The organism is Pseudoalteromonas sp. CnMc7-15 (assembly GCF_022347925.1).
Classification (GTDB): Bacteria; Pseudomonadota; Gammaproteobacteria; order Enterobacterales; family Alteromonadaceae; genus Pseudoalteromonas; species Pseudoalteromonas ruthenica.
In genome coordinates this window covers 51,417-66,162 of sequence record NZ_JAKRFT010000007.1, presented here as the reverse complement: position 1 = coordinate 66,162, position 14,746 = coordinate 51,417, and the positions used below count along the sequence as shown (strand labels likewise).

12 protein-coding genes are annotated in these 14,746 nt (G+C 47.9%); 3 read left to right on the top strand and 9 right to left on the bottom strand.

Annotation, left to right across the window (positions count from 1 at the left end; translation table 11 throughout):
* Positions 1 to 12: 12 nt before the first annotated feature.
* Together MHM95_RS16670 and MHM95_RS16665 are read right to left on the bottom strand one after the other, a co-directional pair.
* On the bottom strand, positions 13 to 462 hold the full coding sequence (locus tag MHM95_RS16670) for a cytochrome c (protein ID WP_045979403.1): 450 nt from the start codon (positions 460 to 462) through the stop codon (positions 13 to 15).
* A gap of 132 nt (positions 463 to 594) precedes the next feature.
* Positions 595 to 1,065 carry a DUF2721 domain-containing protein gene (locus tag MHM95_RS16665; RefSeq protein WP_022944979.1) on the bottom strand — a complete coding sequence of 157 codons (471 nt, stop codon included), beginning with the start codon at positions 1,063 to 1,065 and terminating at the stop codon, positions 595 to 597.
* Positions 1,066 to 1,333: 268 nt separating this feature from the next.
* On the opposite strand from MHM95_RS16665, the gene MHM95_RS16660 reads away from it, so the two are divergent.
* Complete coding sequence (locus tag MHM95_RS16660; protein WP_045979475.1) at positions 1,334 to 1,648, top strand: DUF4870 domain-containing protein; 315 nt, start codon at positions 1,334 to 1,336, stop codon at positions 1,646 to 1,648.
* A 38-nt stretch (positions 1,649 to 1,686) separates the two neighbouring features.
* On the top strand, positions 1,687 to 2,145 hold the full coding sequence (locus MHM95_RS16655) for a YqaA family protein (protein ID WP_026111116.1): 459 nt from the start codon (positions 1,687 to 1,689) through the stop codon (positions 2,143 to 2,145).
* Between the two features lie 27 nt (positions 2,146 to 2,172).
* Here the strand turns inward: MHM95_RS16655 and folX are convergent, their stop codons facing one another.
* The 6 genes from folX to ycaO all read right to left on the bottom strand — a co-directional run bounded on the left by folX (position 2,173) and on the right by ycaO (position 11,195).
* Positions 2,173 to 2,529, bottom strand: coding sequence for a dihydroneopterin triphosphate 2'-epimerase (gene folX, locus MHM95_RS16650; protein WP_022944982.1), 357 nt, complete (start codon positions 2,527 to 2,529; stop codon positions 2,173 to 2,175).
* Between the two features lie 8 nt (positions 2,530 to 2,537).
* Entirely contained in the window at positions 2,538 to 3,092 is a 555-nt protein-coding gene (gene folE, locus MHM95_RS16645) for a GTP cyclohydrolase I FolE (RefSeq protein ID WP_022944983.1), read from the bottom strand.
* Positions 3,093 to 3,103: 11 nt separating this feature from the next.
* A complete protein-coding gene (folM, locus tag MHM95_RS16640) occupies positions 3,104 to 3,811 on the bottom strand; it encodes a dihydromonapterin reductase (RefSeq protein WP_022944984.1) in 708 nt (235 codons plus the stop codon).
* A gap of 151 nt (positions 3,812 to 3,962) precedes the next feature.
* On the bottom strand, positions 3,963 to 4,793 hold the full coding sequence (gene nadE / locus MHM95_RS16635; RefSeq protein WP_239385829.1) for an ammonia-dependent NAD(+) synthetase: 831 nt from the start codon (positions 4,791 to 4,793) through the stop codon (positions 3,963 to 3,965).
* A 95-nt stretch (positions 4,794 to 4,888) separates the two neighbouring features.
* Complete coding sequence (locus MHM95_RS16630; RefSeq protein ID WP_239385828.1) at positions 4,889 to 9,292, bottom strand: PAS domain-containing protein; 4,404 nt, start codon at positions 9,290 to 9,292, stop codon at positions 4,889 to 4,891.
* Between the two features lie 142 nt (positions 9,293 to 9,434).
* A complete protein-coding gene (ycaO, locus tag MHM95_RS16625; protein ID WP_239385827.1) occupies positions 9,435 to 11,195 on the bottom strand; it encodes a 30S ribosomal protein S12 methylthiotransferase accessory factor YcaO in 1,761 nt (586 codons plus the stop codon).
* Positions 11,196 to 11,348: 153 nt separating this feature from the next.
* Here ycaO and MHM95_RS16620 point away from each other — a divergent pair, with 153 nt between their 5' ends.
* Positions 11,349 to 13,607 (top strand): penicillin acylase family protein, encoded by a 2,259-nt coding sequence (locus MHM95_RS16620; protein ID WP_239385826.1) that lies wholly within the window; start codon positions 11,349 to 11,351, stop codon positions 13,605 to 13,607.
* Here the strand turns inward: MHM95_RS16620 and MHM95_RS16615 are convergent.
* Positions 13,604 to 14,692, bottom strand: a complete 1,089-nt coding sequence (locus MHM95_RS16615) for a GGDEF domain-containing protein (RefSeq protein WP_239385825.1) — start codon at positions 14,690 to 14,692, stop codon at positions 13,604 to 13,606. The genes MHM95_RS16620 and MHM95_RS16615 overlap by 4 nt on opposite strands.
* Between the last annotated feature and the right edge of the window lie 54 nt (positions 14,693 to 14,746).

Genomic DNA, 14,746 nt, shown 5'->3' with positions numbered 1-14,746 from the left:
GAGCGGGTTTGTTTAGTCTTTAAATGACTTGTGGCAATCTTTACAGCCTTTCGCCCAGTTTTTAAAAGCAGGAGCGATTTGCTTTTTATCACCACTTTTAGCAGCAACAGCAAGTTCTTGGGCATATTGCGCAAAGGAGTTGGCTTTTTTATCAAAGGTGGCCTTGTCTTCCCAGATGGCTGCTAAGGCATCGGTATTACCCTGATCTGAGCCCGCAGTGAACGCTTCCCAAGGCATTTGTGATAGCGCTGCAGCGTTATCTGCGCGTTGTTGAAAGCGTGCTGCGTCAAAAGGAACCTTACCCTTAAGCATGTCGCCCATGTCACCAATTTGCACCCGGATCAATGAAAAGACCGACTGCCGATACTCAATCGCATCTTCCGGCTTCTCGAACACGGAGTTTGCTAGTGCTGAACCCGATGTGGCGATCAGAGTCGCCGCCAATAATGTTTTTAGTTTCATTCCATTTGCCCCTTTTCGTAAAACAACCTTCTTTTTACCTAAGCAGGGCAGTGAACACAAGAGCAAGTGTGCTAATAATCGCTGCAATGACTAATAAGTCCTACTAAACGCTGAAGGTATGTGCAATTGTGGTTATTCTCCGAGATCAATGTCTGCGAATATCATGCCCCTGCGCATACTTCTAGTCGCTAAAAAGACTTCTCCTAATAACGCGATAAATGCCAATATAAGCAGCAGCATCGCGACCATAAAACACCCAGCAATAGCAGTACCAAGGTTAATGGCTTGGATATTTGCCATAAACAACAGCATAACGACAGCACTCACTAAGGTGGCGCTGAGCACACTGAAACTAAAAGCGATATGAATACAACGCGCACGCTTTAACAGGGCGCGCAGCTCTGTTGCTAGTGAGCGATTAAACTCTTCATCGCTGCTGATTTTTAGTTTTCTCTCCAAGGCACGAGCACGGTCGGTGATCCGCGCCAAGCGGTTTGATAGTACCCCAAGGGTGGCCGCAATCCCTGTGATTAGAAATACCGGAGCGACGGCTGTTTGAATGACCTTTGCCATGGTTAAAATATTAACAACTTCAGTACCCACGTTAACTCCGACGATGATATTACAAGAGCCCTAGTCTAGCGCTAATACGCCGTAATACCAATGCTTAGGCTGTCCTCACAGAGCCAACTTATACGCACCTGGTTTGTTATTAATACTGAGCGGGTATCTAGACACAAGCAAGAAAACCTGCGAATCTGAATACCAAACCCATAAAGCAGGAGAGAATATGGAACCCGTATTACCAGAGAAGAATGACACCCCGCCACCGGCAAACAATAACAACAAGCAAAGCAATGATGAGAAAACCATGGCGATGCTGTGTCACTTAGCCGCACTCGCGGGTTTTATAGTGCCATTTGGATCTATCATTGGCCCGTTGATTGTCTGGTTGGTGAAAAAAGATGAGATGGAAGTGGTTGACCGTCATGGCCGCGCGTCATTGAACTTTCAGCTAACGATGCTTATTGCTTTCATCGTCTGCTTCTTACTTATTTTTGTGGCTATTGGGGTTGTGCTACTGCCTTTAGTCGCCATTTTCTCGTTCGTAATGGTGATTATTGCTAGCATCAAAGCCTACGAAGGCAAAGAGTTTAAGTATCCGCTGTGTATTAAGTTTTTATAAGCATTAGACATACAAAATAGCAATACAGGAGCGTTTTGCTGGCCTATTTTAGTTTATTTTTAACCGCCTTTGTGTCGGCAACGCTCCTACCTAGCTCATCGGAATTGGTACTTACTGCGATGGTGACGCAAGGGGGCTATCACCTAGTGTTGTTATGGTTGTTTGCAACACTTGGGAATGTTCTTGGTAGCTGTGTCAATTATGCCTTGGGGACCCAAGTTACACGCTTTCAGCACAAAAAGTGGTTTCCGGTCTCAGCCGCAGCGATGGAAAAAGCGACACGCCGTTTTCATCGTTACGGTGTGTATAGCCTATTTTTCGCATGGCTGCCGGTGATTGGCGATCCACTCACCGTGATAGGTGGTATCTTTCGGGTCCGGTTTTGGCTGTTTGTTGCTATTGTCAGTATCGGTAAAGGCGTGCGGTATTGGGTGGTTATATTGATGGCTCTTGGCATACAGTCATTGTATGGCGGGGGGGAAGCACTCGCCAATTAATGCGAGTGCTTAATCATAGCTAGACAGCTAAGCGTGCCAATCCAAGGTCAACGATACAGAGTCGGCAAATCGCAACGCATGTGGCTTGTCCACCCGTACTTTAGCGTAATGCACACTAGGGTGCTGGTGGCAGAGCGCTAAGATATCCGCGACTAGCTTTTCTAAAAGTAAAAACTGTCCTTGCTCTACCAGTGCGATCACTTCCTTGGTGACAGTCTTATAGTTGAGTGCCTCTTGCACCTCATCACTGGTACACGCCTTATCTGCCGGATAGTGGATCTCGATATTAATCACAACATCTTGCTTTTTTTCCCGTTCTTCGGGGTTGAACCCAATATAGGTTCTTAGCCGGAGATTAGTAACATTGATAATGGCGTTGGTCATGGTGTGTCCTAATTCTTCACTAGCTGCAGAAATTCATTGCGCGTTTTCGGATCAGTCCGGAAATTACCAAGCATAACTGACGTACGCATTTTAGAGTTTTGCTTTTCGACCCCACGCATCATCATACACATGTGCTTAGCTTCAACGATCACGCCAACGCCTTTGGCGCCAGTGACTTCCTCAACTGCTTGAGCGATTTGATGAGTCAATTGCTCTTGGATTTGGAAGCGACGGGCAAACATATCAACGATACGGGCAAACTTCGAAAGCCCTAAGACTTTCCCGTCGGGAATGTAAGCAATATGTGCTTTGCCGACAAAGGGTAACAGGTGATGCTCACACATTGAGTAAAGCTCTATATCTTGGATCAGGACCATGTCATCAGCATCAGAGGTAAACACCGCATTATTGGTGATTTCTGCTAATGTCTGACGGTAGCCTTGAGTTAGGTACTCCATGGCTTTGGCTGCACGCTTGGGGGTATCTAGTAGGCCTTCGCGTTGTGGGTCTTCGCCAACGGCGGAGATTAATTGTTGGTAACTTTGTTTTAATTCGTCGTGCATAATGTTCTCAATTACTTTAGATGACGGCCGCCATCAACGGCTAAGCTGCGTCCGGTTATATAGTCGCTGGTTAGCAGAAGCTCGACAGCATTAATAATTTCTCGACACCCAGGTTCAATGCCCATGAGGGATTTTTGTAATGTCTTGTGTTTATACTGTTCACTGTCGCCCTCGTTAAAAATAATCAGCGAAGGGGCAACAGCGTTCACTTTGATATGTGGTGCGTACTTGGCTGCAAATGACTTAGTTAAATTATCCAATGCCGCTTTGCTGGCTGCGTAGGCAAGGTGTTTGGCACTGCCTGTCTCGACCACAAAGTCGGTTAAATGAATAATGTCGCCATAGCCATCGCTGTGCTCGAGCATGTCTTGGCAATGTTGGTTGATAAGGTAAGGTACCTTGGCATGAATACGCATCATATTATCGAACAAGGCTGCGTAGTCGTCGTTTTTACTCTCACTATCCCAACTTGATGCGTTATGAATAATAGCGCGTAACTTTGGCGTATGGACTCGTAACTCATTGATAAAGTGCACAATGCTTTCATCGTCACTAAAATCTGCTTGAATACAAGTAACACCTTGCGCCGCTAACTCATCTACTGCATTGTGCCGAGTACGGTAGGTAATAATGACATCGTGCTGCTCAGCTACAAAATGCTGGGCAAGGGCAAGACCTATACGTTGTCCGGCCCCGGTTATTAAAATTGGAAAGGACATAACTTCTTCAGTTTAAGCGTGAACTGCTCTTACTATAAACAAATGACAAAAGGATTGCAGTGTTTACGCATGGGCGAGAGCGGTCGATCATTTACGCCTGAGGTTAGTTTTGTTGTAGTCATAGCCCATGTACTGACATGGGCTATGTGCACTAATCGTAAATGGTCGGAATCGGTTGACGCTTATGCTGAGTGCGCTGGTATATGGCGATTATGCGTTGCTCTATTTCTGCACTTAAGGGTTTCGCCTCAAGGAAGTCGTCGATTTGGTCATAACTCAAGCCCAGCGCTTCTTCGTCTGTGAGGCCGGGGCGATCGCACTCTAAGTCGGCGGTCGGTGCCTTGGTAACTAAGGCGTCAGGTGCTCCGAGGTATTGAGCAAGCGCACGTACTTGGCGTTTAGATAGGCCAAACAGCGGCGCTAGATCGCACGCACCATCCCCAAACTTAGTATAAAACCCGGTAATGTTCTCCGCGCTATGATCGGTGCCAACGACTAAACCTTGATGTAGACCCGCTAGCTCATACTGGGCAATCATGCGCTGGCGCGCTTTGACATTGCCCTTAACAAAGTCAATTTGACTTTGTGCGGGTAAACTTAAATTACTGCCAGCGAGGCTGCTTAGCACCTGTTCATGCATATGGTCGGTAGCGGGTTTGATATTCACGGTAACACGCTGACTGGGTTGAATAAAGTCGAGCGCCAGCTGCGCCTCATCCTCGTCGGCTTGCACACCATAAGGTAAGCGCACGGCAATGAACTGGTATTGTTCAGTATCGTGATCGGCGTTGAGCTCTTCAATGGCAAGCTGACAAAGACGGCCGCAAGTAGAGGAATCAACACCGCCACTGATGCCAAGCACCAAGGTGCGGCAGTGGGCTTGTTGAAGCTTGTGTTTTAAAAATGACACCCGACGAGTAACTTCTTGTTGGACATCAATGCTAGGTTGCACTTTCATTTCGGCAACGATTTCGGCTCGCATAATTCCCCCGCTTGAGCAAGATGGTAAGCAGCTATTATGTAAGCATTTACAAAAAAATTAAAGCGCCGACCTCGGGGTTGCTATTTTGCTTCGCGCTATTCACACGGCGGTGCCATATGTGCCCAGATGGTCAGCTTCTCGTAGAGCGCGTCTGGCTTAAGGGGCTTACTCAAATAATCGTTCATACCCGATTGCAAACATTTTTCCTTGTCGCCCTCCATTGCATTGGCGGTCAGGGCAATAATCGCAATGTTTTGATGTTGCTCTCCGGCCTTGCCTTGGCGGATTTGAGTGGCTGCTTGGTAGCCATCAAGAATGGGCATTTGGCAATCCATCAGCACCACATCAAAATACCCCGAAGGACACTGTTGCAAGCGTGTTATCGCTTGTTGTCCATCATTGGCAATTTCGTAGTTGCAACCGTGTTTGTCCAATAAGGATGAGGTAACAATTTGATTGACCTGATTATCTTCTACAAGCAAACAGTTAATAGTCCCTGAGAGCTGCTGCGCACCAGTCTCTTCTGAGCGCGTATAACCGCTGAAAATATCAAAGCTAGTTAATGGATGAAACGCCAATCGGAAGTGTTCAAATTCCAGTTGCTCGCTGACCTCATTAGTTTGCTCCATATTCGCTAAGACCAACAGCTGACATTGTTCGCTAAGCGTGCTTTTCAGTCGATGCTGTAACTCGTGGGTATTTTTTAATAGCGGTTCGGCATCGATAATGAGGCGCTCGACGCTTTGGTTAGCCAAATGCTCAAGCAAGTCATTGCCATCCGTAAAGCAGGTGACCTTTGCTCCCATCAACTCACAGTGTTGCCGAGCGAGGGTACTCTCTTGGCGGTCATGACAGAAAATAGCCACGTGCTCACCCACCAGGTGTTGAGTGATGGTAGATTGCTCATCGGCTTCCAGTTGAATGAAGAACGTAAATGTACTGCCTTGATCCACAGTGCTTTTCACACTGACATCGCCATGCATGAGCTGACATAGCTGACGGACAATGGCAAGACCTAAACCGGTGCCGCCAAAGCGCCGGGTGGTGGAGCTGTCAGCCTGGGTAAAGGCATCAAATAATTGCGCTTGAGCTTGCTTAGAGATACCAATACCGGTGTCTTGGACACTGCAGGTAAATACCCCATGCTCATCGAGTGTTGCGGTAATCGTTATCTCACCGTCTTCGGTAAATTTAATCGCATTCGATAATAAGTTTGCCAGCACTTGTCGCAAGCGGTTGGGATCACCCTCAACTATTTGCTGTGGTAGCTGATGCGCATCCAGATATAAACGGTTGTTTTGTTGCTGTGCTTTCAAGGCTAGCGACTCAACAACCTGTGACAACACTTGGTGAATATCAAAACTTATGTGTTCAATTTCTACCTTGCCCGCTTCAATTTTAGAAAAATCCAATATATCGTTGATAATACTTAATAAAGTGTTGGCAGAAGAGCGGGCTAGTTGCAGGTGATGATTCTGCGAGTCATTTAATGTGCTGTGATCCAGTAGCTCTAACATGCCTAATACGCCATTCATCGGCGTACGTATTTCATGACTCATACTGGCAAGAAACTCACTTTTTACGAGCGCCGCATGCTCAGCTTTATTTTTCGCGTTGCGAAGGGCAATTTCCGTTAGTTGTCTTTCGTGGTTGGCATAGACACCACCGATGATATTAGCGATAGCAATAAGAAAGTTTTCATCATTCTCACTCCATACACGCGGTTCATGAAGCTGTTCTGCGCACACCACACCGACCATGCCATGGCGCCCCGGAATGGCACAGTCGAGAAGCGCATGAATATTGAGCGGCTGCAAATAGTCCTGTAAAAATTCCCTGGTCAGCGGATCGTTGTGGGCATCACTGATGCTTAATACCGCTCGCTTTTGTATCGCGCTAAAGTAAGTTGGGTATTGCTCCCCGACTAATACACCGCTCTCGCTATGGCTGTTTTTCTCTTGCTCGTACAGTGACAGTAAATGCATTTCTTGATGGGCATCGTCAAACAACCAGATACTGACCCTATGGGTGTTTAAGGTGCGGCTGACCATGCGGGTGATAATGTGTTTAGCCGCGTCTAAATCACCATTGAGAATCGCGTCATCGACCGTGAGCCCTGCTAAAGCGCTATTACGTTGTGCTAATTGCTGTTGTGCGAGCTGGCCGCGCTTTTCGCCATCTATATCTTGGGTAGAGCCAAAGATGCGAATACAGCGTTGCTGGTCGAACTCCGCCTCACCGCGCACGCGTACCCACTTTTTAGCACCTTGAGCTGTGACTATCTGTAGCTCAGTACAAAACGGCTGACGGTCATTGATGGTGCGAGTAATAAGCGTATTTAACTGGGATTGGGAACTGGGTGTGAAAAAGTGAAAAAGATTATCTGCGGTGATCAGGTAGCTGTCATCGACGCCATGAATCTCGCGGTTCACTTTGGACCAGAACGCGCGGTTAGTATCGTTATTCAGCTCCCATGCGCCAATGCGTGCCTGGGTACTCATTGCTTCGAGCATTTGTTTATGCGTCAACAGCTGCTTGCTGATTCGTTGCTGCTCAGTGATGTCGCTAGCAACCATATAAATCTTGCTATTCTCTTGATCCAGAGCCAAGTTAATACGGCATAGCAGCTGTTTGTGTGAGTGGGTGCGCAAGTAGCAATCAAATTGAGTTTCATTGTCCTGCTGGCCCAACTTATTAAATTGTTGTTGTACGCGCTCTTTATCATCACAGGCGACAAAGTCGAGCAGCGGCTTGGCAAGTATTTCACTGGCTGTAAAGCCCAAGCCCCGGTATATGCGTGAGTTGGCGCGTTCGAAAAAGCCATGTACGTTGAGAATAGCCATAAAGTTAGCGCTGAGCTCAAAGAAGCGCTCGATCTCTTGCTTAGCATGGCGTAGTGCCGCCTCAGTCGACTTTTGTGAGCTAATATCTAAGTGCGTGCCAATCATACGTTTTGGTCGACCATCGTCGCACCATTCAATGACTCGGCCGGTATCCAGAACCCACACCCAATGGCCTAATTTATGACGCATTCGGGCTTCACATACATACTGTTCACTGTGTCCCTGCCAGTGTTGCTCCAAACGTAGTCCTGATTCTTTTAAGTCATCAGGGTGGGTGTGATTGAGCCAAGTATCAATATTGATGGGGGTGAGCTCTTCGAGCTCATAACCAATGATTTGCGCCCAACGCTCGTTAAACGTCACTTCGCCGCTTTGTACTTGCCAATCCCAGGTTCCAACACCGATATTTTCAACGATCAATGCTAGGCGTTGACTCTTTTCAAGTATTTCTGCTTGTGTCGCCTTCTTTTCGCGCAAATCTTCAATGAGTAGCCACACAAAAGGTTCACCCTGAGCATTGGTAAATTGCACCCCATTCACATTCACCGGGAAGGTACTGTTGTTTTGCCAAAGAGCTTCTCCCGCAACAATATGTTGACCATGGCGCAATTGATCTAAGGCCGGTACTGTGCGCTCGTTGAAGCGCAGAGTGTTGGCGAAGTGTTGTTGTTTTAGCTGTTGTAAGTGGGTATCGAGCGAGTTGAGTAAGGCTTTATTAGCATTGATATAGCGGCCCGTTTTGGCATCACATAACGCGATACCTAGCGGAAAAAGGTCGAATAACGCTTGAAGGCGCTGCTCATTGACCATGAGTTTTAAGAATAAGGCTCGAAGCCAAGCTAAAAACAGTACCACTAACAAGGTGGTTAAAATAATCGCGATGCGCGCATAGCCAAAGCTTTCCCACGGAGGCTGCCAGCCCCCTTGCGGTTGAACTGCCAAATACCAAGTATCATTAGGTAGACTAATCGATAGTTCAATGGGGTCGCTATAGCGAATAGCGGTATCGCCAAACATGTGTTTATCTGGATTACGCTTATACAAGGCGACATTGAATTGTTCTTGTAACTGCACGAGTCCGCCATTGCTATAGACCTTGTTGGCGTCGAGCACGACCGATATCAGCCCCCAAAACTCTTGTTTCGGCTGCTGCAGATAAATGGGCAGTCGAGCAATAATGCCAACACCGCCCTGCACTAAATTAACGGGGGCATCAATGACTATTTCTCCACCTTCTTTAGCGGCCAAGGCTGCATCACGTTGACTGGGGGTGGCCATATAATCGAGGCCAATGGCTCCCTCATTACCCTTGAGAGGGTAGGTCATTCGAATAACCATATCCGGTGCTGCACCTATGGTGCGCAGTTCTTTAGAACTGGTAAACAAGCTTTGTGCAATGACACTGAATTGTTGTTGGTTGAGGTTGGGCTGGGCAGCGATGGCCGGTATTAATCCGCGTACAAGTTGAATGTTGGCAGTCATCAGTGCCTGTAATCGGCTGCGATAACTTTGTGCTACTTCCCGTACATCTTGGCGATATAGTTGTTCAGCTTTTTGATAATTGAGGTGATCGAGGAATACAGCCACAGCCAGGGTGAGGGCTATTAGGCCGTAAAAGGCAATGGCATAAAAGCGGCTTTTCGAAGCTGGTGGCATGGCTGCAGATAGTCGGTGGTTGAACAACACCTTAAACTATAGTGCAGTAGCGAGGGTTGTCTAATTAATATATCAGCTAAGGTGCTGATTTTTCGGGCATAGGAACAATGCGCCCAGGCTTTGGGCGCATCATCAAAAGAGTTTAGCTATCGCTTACTTGGCGATCCCAAAACTGCGCTTTTGCTCTGTGCAGTTTACGGTAGCCATCGAGTAGTGCGTGGTGCTTTTTGAAGCCTTCAAGTGCTAAGCCTGGGAAGCTAAGTCCGTGGAATTGTATCCGCGCTTCTGCTATTTCAATCGCGAGTTCAACATTGTCAGCACCAAACATCAGCGCCAATGAGCTTTGATAAGTGCTGTACGCTCGTTGTTCGTCATATTTGATTTCCAAGACCGCTTTTAAGCAGCGGAAGAAGCGAATCCGCTCTGGGCTAATTTGATCGGTATGCAGAATCCACTCGACCCAATCAATGGCTTCCTCGCTTTGTGCGGCAAGGCATAGATGCGCTTTCAGCTCGCCGATGCGCAGCGTATGCCAAGGCGTGTCGGCATCAGTCACCACACCGATAAATTCAGCAGCGCGGATAATATCGCTATGTCCTGCTTCTTCTAAGCGATCGTAGATTTCCAGCCATTGTTCGGCGTCGTATTGATCCAGTGACAGGAAGTCCTGGCGGAATTTAGCGCCTTCATTATTGTTGCGCCAAATGAGCTCATCCACAGGGTAAATATCGGATAAACCGGGTACCAAGATACGGCAGGCGTACACGTTTAAGTGCGTGTAATCCATGATGTAGATGTCGTAGCCCATGTCGTGGATCAGATCCGTACAGAATTGGTACTCTTGCTCGGTGTTGCCGCTGAAATCCCAGTGCACAAAGTCAAAATCGGCTTGGTCACGGAAGAAGTCATAGGAGATTAGGCCGCTGGAGTCGATAAAATGTAATTCGATATTTTCTGCTGACGCTACTTCGTCGTTATCGAAAGTGGCGCATTGGAATACGTCAAGTTGGTCAAGGCGACGGCCTTGAAGAAGCTCAGTAACAGTACGCTCTAACGCCACTTCAAATGACGGGTGAGCACCGAATGAAGCGAACACCGAGCCATCAACTGGGTTGATTAGGGTCACACTCATAACCGGGTATTTACCGCCCAACGACGCATCGGCGATGCGCAAATGAAACCCATGGCTGCGTAGCTCTTCACAGGCTTGGTGAATCTTCGGATATTGCTTCACCACCTCTTCAGGTACTTCGGGTAGGCAAATTCCTTCAGCGATAATTTGGTTTTTAATGGCGCGCTCAAACACTTCTGAAAGGCCTTGCACGCGAGCTTCATATTTGGTGTTACCGGCACTCATGCCGTTAGATACAAAGATGTTGCCGATGACATTGACGGGGATGTAGGCAATTTCTTCATCGCGCACACGGGTGTATGGCAGCGCACAAATACCGCGCTCGGTATTGCCGGAGTTAAAGTCATAAAGGTGAGATGGGGTGAGTTCGCGCTCAGGGTCAAAATAGTCCCGTAGCTGCTCATTCATCAAACCTTCTGGCACTTGTTCGCCGTCAACGGCAAACCACTTTTCACTGGGGTAGTGGGTGAATTCGGCGTTCGCGAACTCTTCGCCTAAGTAAAAATCGGCGAAGAAGTAGTTGCAGCTTAAACGCTCAAAATACTCCCCTAGTGCCGACGCTAAACACGCTTTATCGGTAGCCCCTTTACCATTGGTGAACATCACCCCACAGTCTTTATCACGGATGTGGACCGAGTAGCAGTTAGCCACTGGGTTCAGCCACAAAGCCTCCTCCACATTGATATCTAATGCCACGAGTTTGTTTTGCATGGTAGAGATAGACGATTCTAAGTCTCTGTCTTTACCTTTGATAAAAGTCTGTTCAGTCATAATGTTCTCAATAAAGCGACACGCAGTTGATTGCGAAGAAATCTTACTATGGCCGTTATTATATCGGTAACTTGCCTTTAACACGAACAAAGCTTAAAAAATGTCATACACTAGCTGTGGGCAGAATAACAATAAACTCGATATGGACAGATTATGTTGATGTGGATTAAGCGCTTAGCGATAGCAGTCATTGTTTTGCTACTTCTGGTAACGGCAGTCCTTTATGCCATTTTATATCTCAGTTTGCCAAGCCTCGATGGTCGCGGTCAAAGTCAGAGCATTGATAAAGTGGTGACGATAAAGCGCGATGCGCTAGGACAAGCCATTGTCGATGCTCACTCAATGACCGATGCTGCATATGGGCTGGGTTTTGCCCATTCGCAAGACCGTTTCTTTCAAATGGATTTGCTGCGGCGTAATGCAGCGGGCGAACTTAGTGCGCTTTTTGGTGAGGCCGCTTTGCCATTGGATAAGAAAATGCGTTTCCATCAACTGCGTAAACGCTCAAAGCGCATTTATGCTCAGCTTAAACCGGCACAACAGCAATTGCTTCAGCGCTATAGCCAAGGCGTGAATGATGCCCAGCAGGCGCAGAGTTTAAAAACCTTTGAATATTTTTTAGTGGGCGCCGATATTGAGCCTTGGCAGCCAGTCGACAGCTTATTAGTGATTTACAGCATGTACCTCGATTTACAAGCCGGTACTTTTGCCCGTGACATGGTGCTAGAGCGTATTGAGCAGCAGTTTGGTTCGCCAATGCGGCAGTTTTTAACTCAGCCTTCATCCTATCAATCTGCACTCGATAACAGCGAACTCTTGGCACCAGAGGTGACGATTCCATTGCTGCCGGCTTTAGCGCAGCATGCTCAGATACGGGAAATCATTCCTAGTTTGGAAGTGGGGAGCAACAATTGGGCTGTGTCGGGGGAGTTAACCACAAGCGGCCAACCTATGGTCGCCGATGACATGCATTTAGGCTTAGCGGTGCCCATTATTTGGTATCGAGCGCAGCTGAATTTTGCCGATACCCAAGTAACAGGCGTATCGTTACCGGGTGCGCCCGCCATTGTTGTTGGCAGTAATAACCACATTGTGTGGGGATTCACCAATGCCTACGTCGACACATCTGATTGGGTTCGCCTTAGCGACGACGCTGATTTAGTCGAGGTGCAAGAGAGCATCGCCCTTGATGATGGCAGTGTGCATCAATATCGCTTACTCATGAGCGATTATGGCCCGGTGCGCGAAGTCGGTGGTCAGCGCTACGCGCTTAGTTGGGTGGGTCATTACGATTATGCCTTGAACCTTGATTTAGCTGAACTCGCCACCACCAAAACGGTCACCGAAGCCTTTCAGTTAGCGAATACAGCCGGTATGCCGGTGCAAAATCTAGTGGTTGTTGATGCCCAAGGCCAGCTAGGCTGGCAGCCCATGGGCGCTATTGCAGCACGCACTCAACCTAGTGATACCGCCATCACCGAGCAGCAATTTGAACAAGCTTGGTTTAGTAATGAGCCGCAGCGACCACGCGTGATGAACCCTAAACAGGGGCGCATTTGGACCGCCAATGCGCGTGTTATGTCGGCACAGCAGCATCAGCGCTTTGGTGATGGTGGCTATGCGCTAGGAGCGCGTCAGCAACAAATTCGCGACCGTCTCGCTGCACGTGAACAGTTTGATGAGCAAGCATTCCTTGACCTGCAACTTGATAATGAAGCGCGCTTTTTAGGCAAATGGCAGGCGCTATTGGTGACGACTTTGCAGAGCGAACCTAACTCCCCATACTTAGAGGCGGTTCGCAATTGGCGGCGCTGTGCGTGCACTGATTCCATTGGCTATACCTTAGTTCGCTACTTCCGCAGCGCAGTGATGGACACCGTGTTTGCCGATATTGAGTCGGCGCTAGCACAAGAGTCTTTGTCTCTAGGGCCTATCAAACGCAACCTTGAGCCCGCCACCTGGCAGCTTTTGGCACAGCCTCAGCGCTGGCAGTTGGGCGATAAACAGAGCTTACTGATGCGCAGCTTCGCGCTCGCGACTCAGCGTTTGCGTGACAAATTTGGCGATGATATGCAGCAATGGCAATGGGGCAAAGTGAATGCGTTAGCGCTCAAGCATCCGTTCAGCAAACAGATACCGTTGCTGAGCTCATGGCTGGATATGCCAATTACCCCCGGGTTTGGTGATAGCTTTATGCCCGCAGTGCAGCGCCCAGAATTTGGCGCTTCACAGCGATTTATTGCGCAACCAGGGCGTTTGGAACACGCTATTTTAGCTATTCCTGGTGGTCAATCGGCACATCCGTTGTCTTCGTTTTATCGGGCGGGTTATCAGCAGTTTGCTGAGCATCAAGCGACGTCTTTATTACCTGGCGAGCCCTTGCATCGCATTGAATTTCGGGCTGCTGATTAGGTGACTTGTGTCAGTGTCACTGGCGCCGCTAAGGTCGTTTGGTCACGACCGTTGGATTTACTGCGATACAGAGCGTCATCAGCGACGTTGATAACGTCCTCCACGCTCTGCTGTGGTTGCCACTGACTAAGACCAAAGCTCATAGTCAATGACAATTCGGGGCTTACCTTCCGTGCGTCCATGGTTTTGATGGCACTGCGGATAGATTCTATCCTTGCCGAGGCGGTATCAATATCAATATTGGGCAGGGCAATAATAAATTCTTCCCCTCCCCAGCGCGCGACAACATCGCTGGCGCGAGTGTGTTCAAGTAATGTTTGCGACAGTGCTACCAGCACTTTGTCACCGACTTCGTGGCCATATTGGTCGTTAATCTGCTTAAAATAATCGATATCGCCGATAGCGACACACATGGGTTGCTCTGCTGTGCTGCAGCGATTGTGTAACTTCAACATAAGCTCTTTGGCAAAGCGTCGATTATATAATCCGGTAAGGAAATCCTTGGCTGCCATATCTGCGAGCGTAGAGCGTTGTTCTAGGGTGATACGGCGGATCAGTGCAAGGGTATAAATCATCGGCACTCCGGCGACAAGAATGTTAGCGACCTCGATATAGCGTAAAAACTCACCATACGCATAGGGATAGGCAACACCGGAGAACAAAATGTATATGGCAGCAAATATAGCGATCAAGGTTAGGCTGAAGCCCACTGCACTACCCATTCGCATTTTATAATCAACCATTAAAATACATGAGACACTCCATAGATAAAACTGAAAGCCCGTTTCCGTGCCCATAAAGGCACAGGCGGCAATTGAATGTACCACTACCTCAACGCTGACCACCCTTAACCCCCAACTTTGTCGGTTATTTTTAATTAACCAAATCCCGAGTAGCCAGCTTAAGGTACTAAATATGTTCAAAATCGCTAAAGGAGTCGCGCCGATGACATAAAAGCCGGGGATCAAAGCGGCGTGAATCGCGGCAGCGAAGATAGCAACGCGTACAATAATCTTAAACTTGAGCTCTTCAACCTGCTCAAAAATACCTTCAGCTGAGTGTGTATTGCTGGGTAGCTTCTGCAATGGACGACCTACTGCCGATGAAAAATCGTATGACTATTGAGTATAGTGCATAAG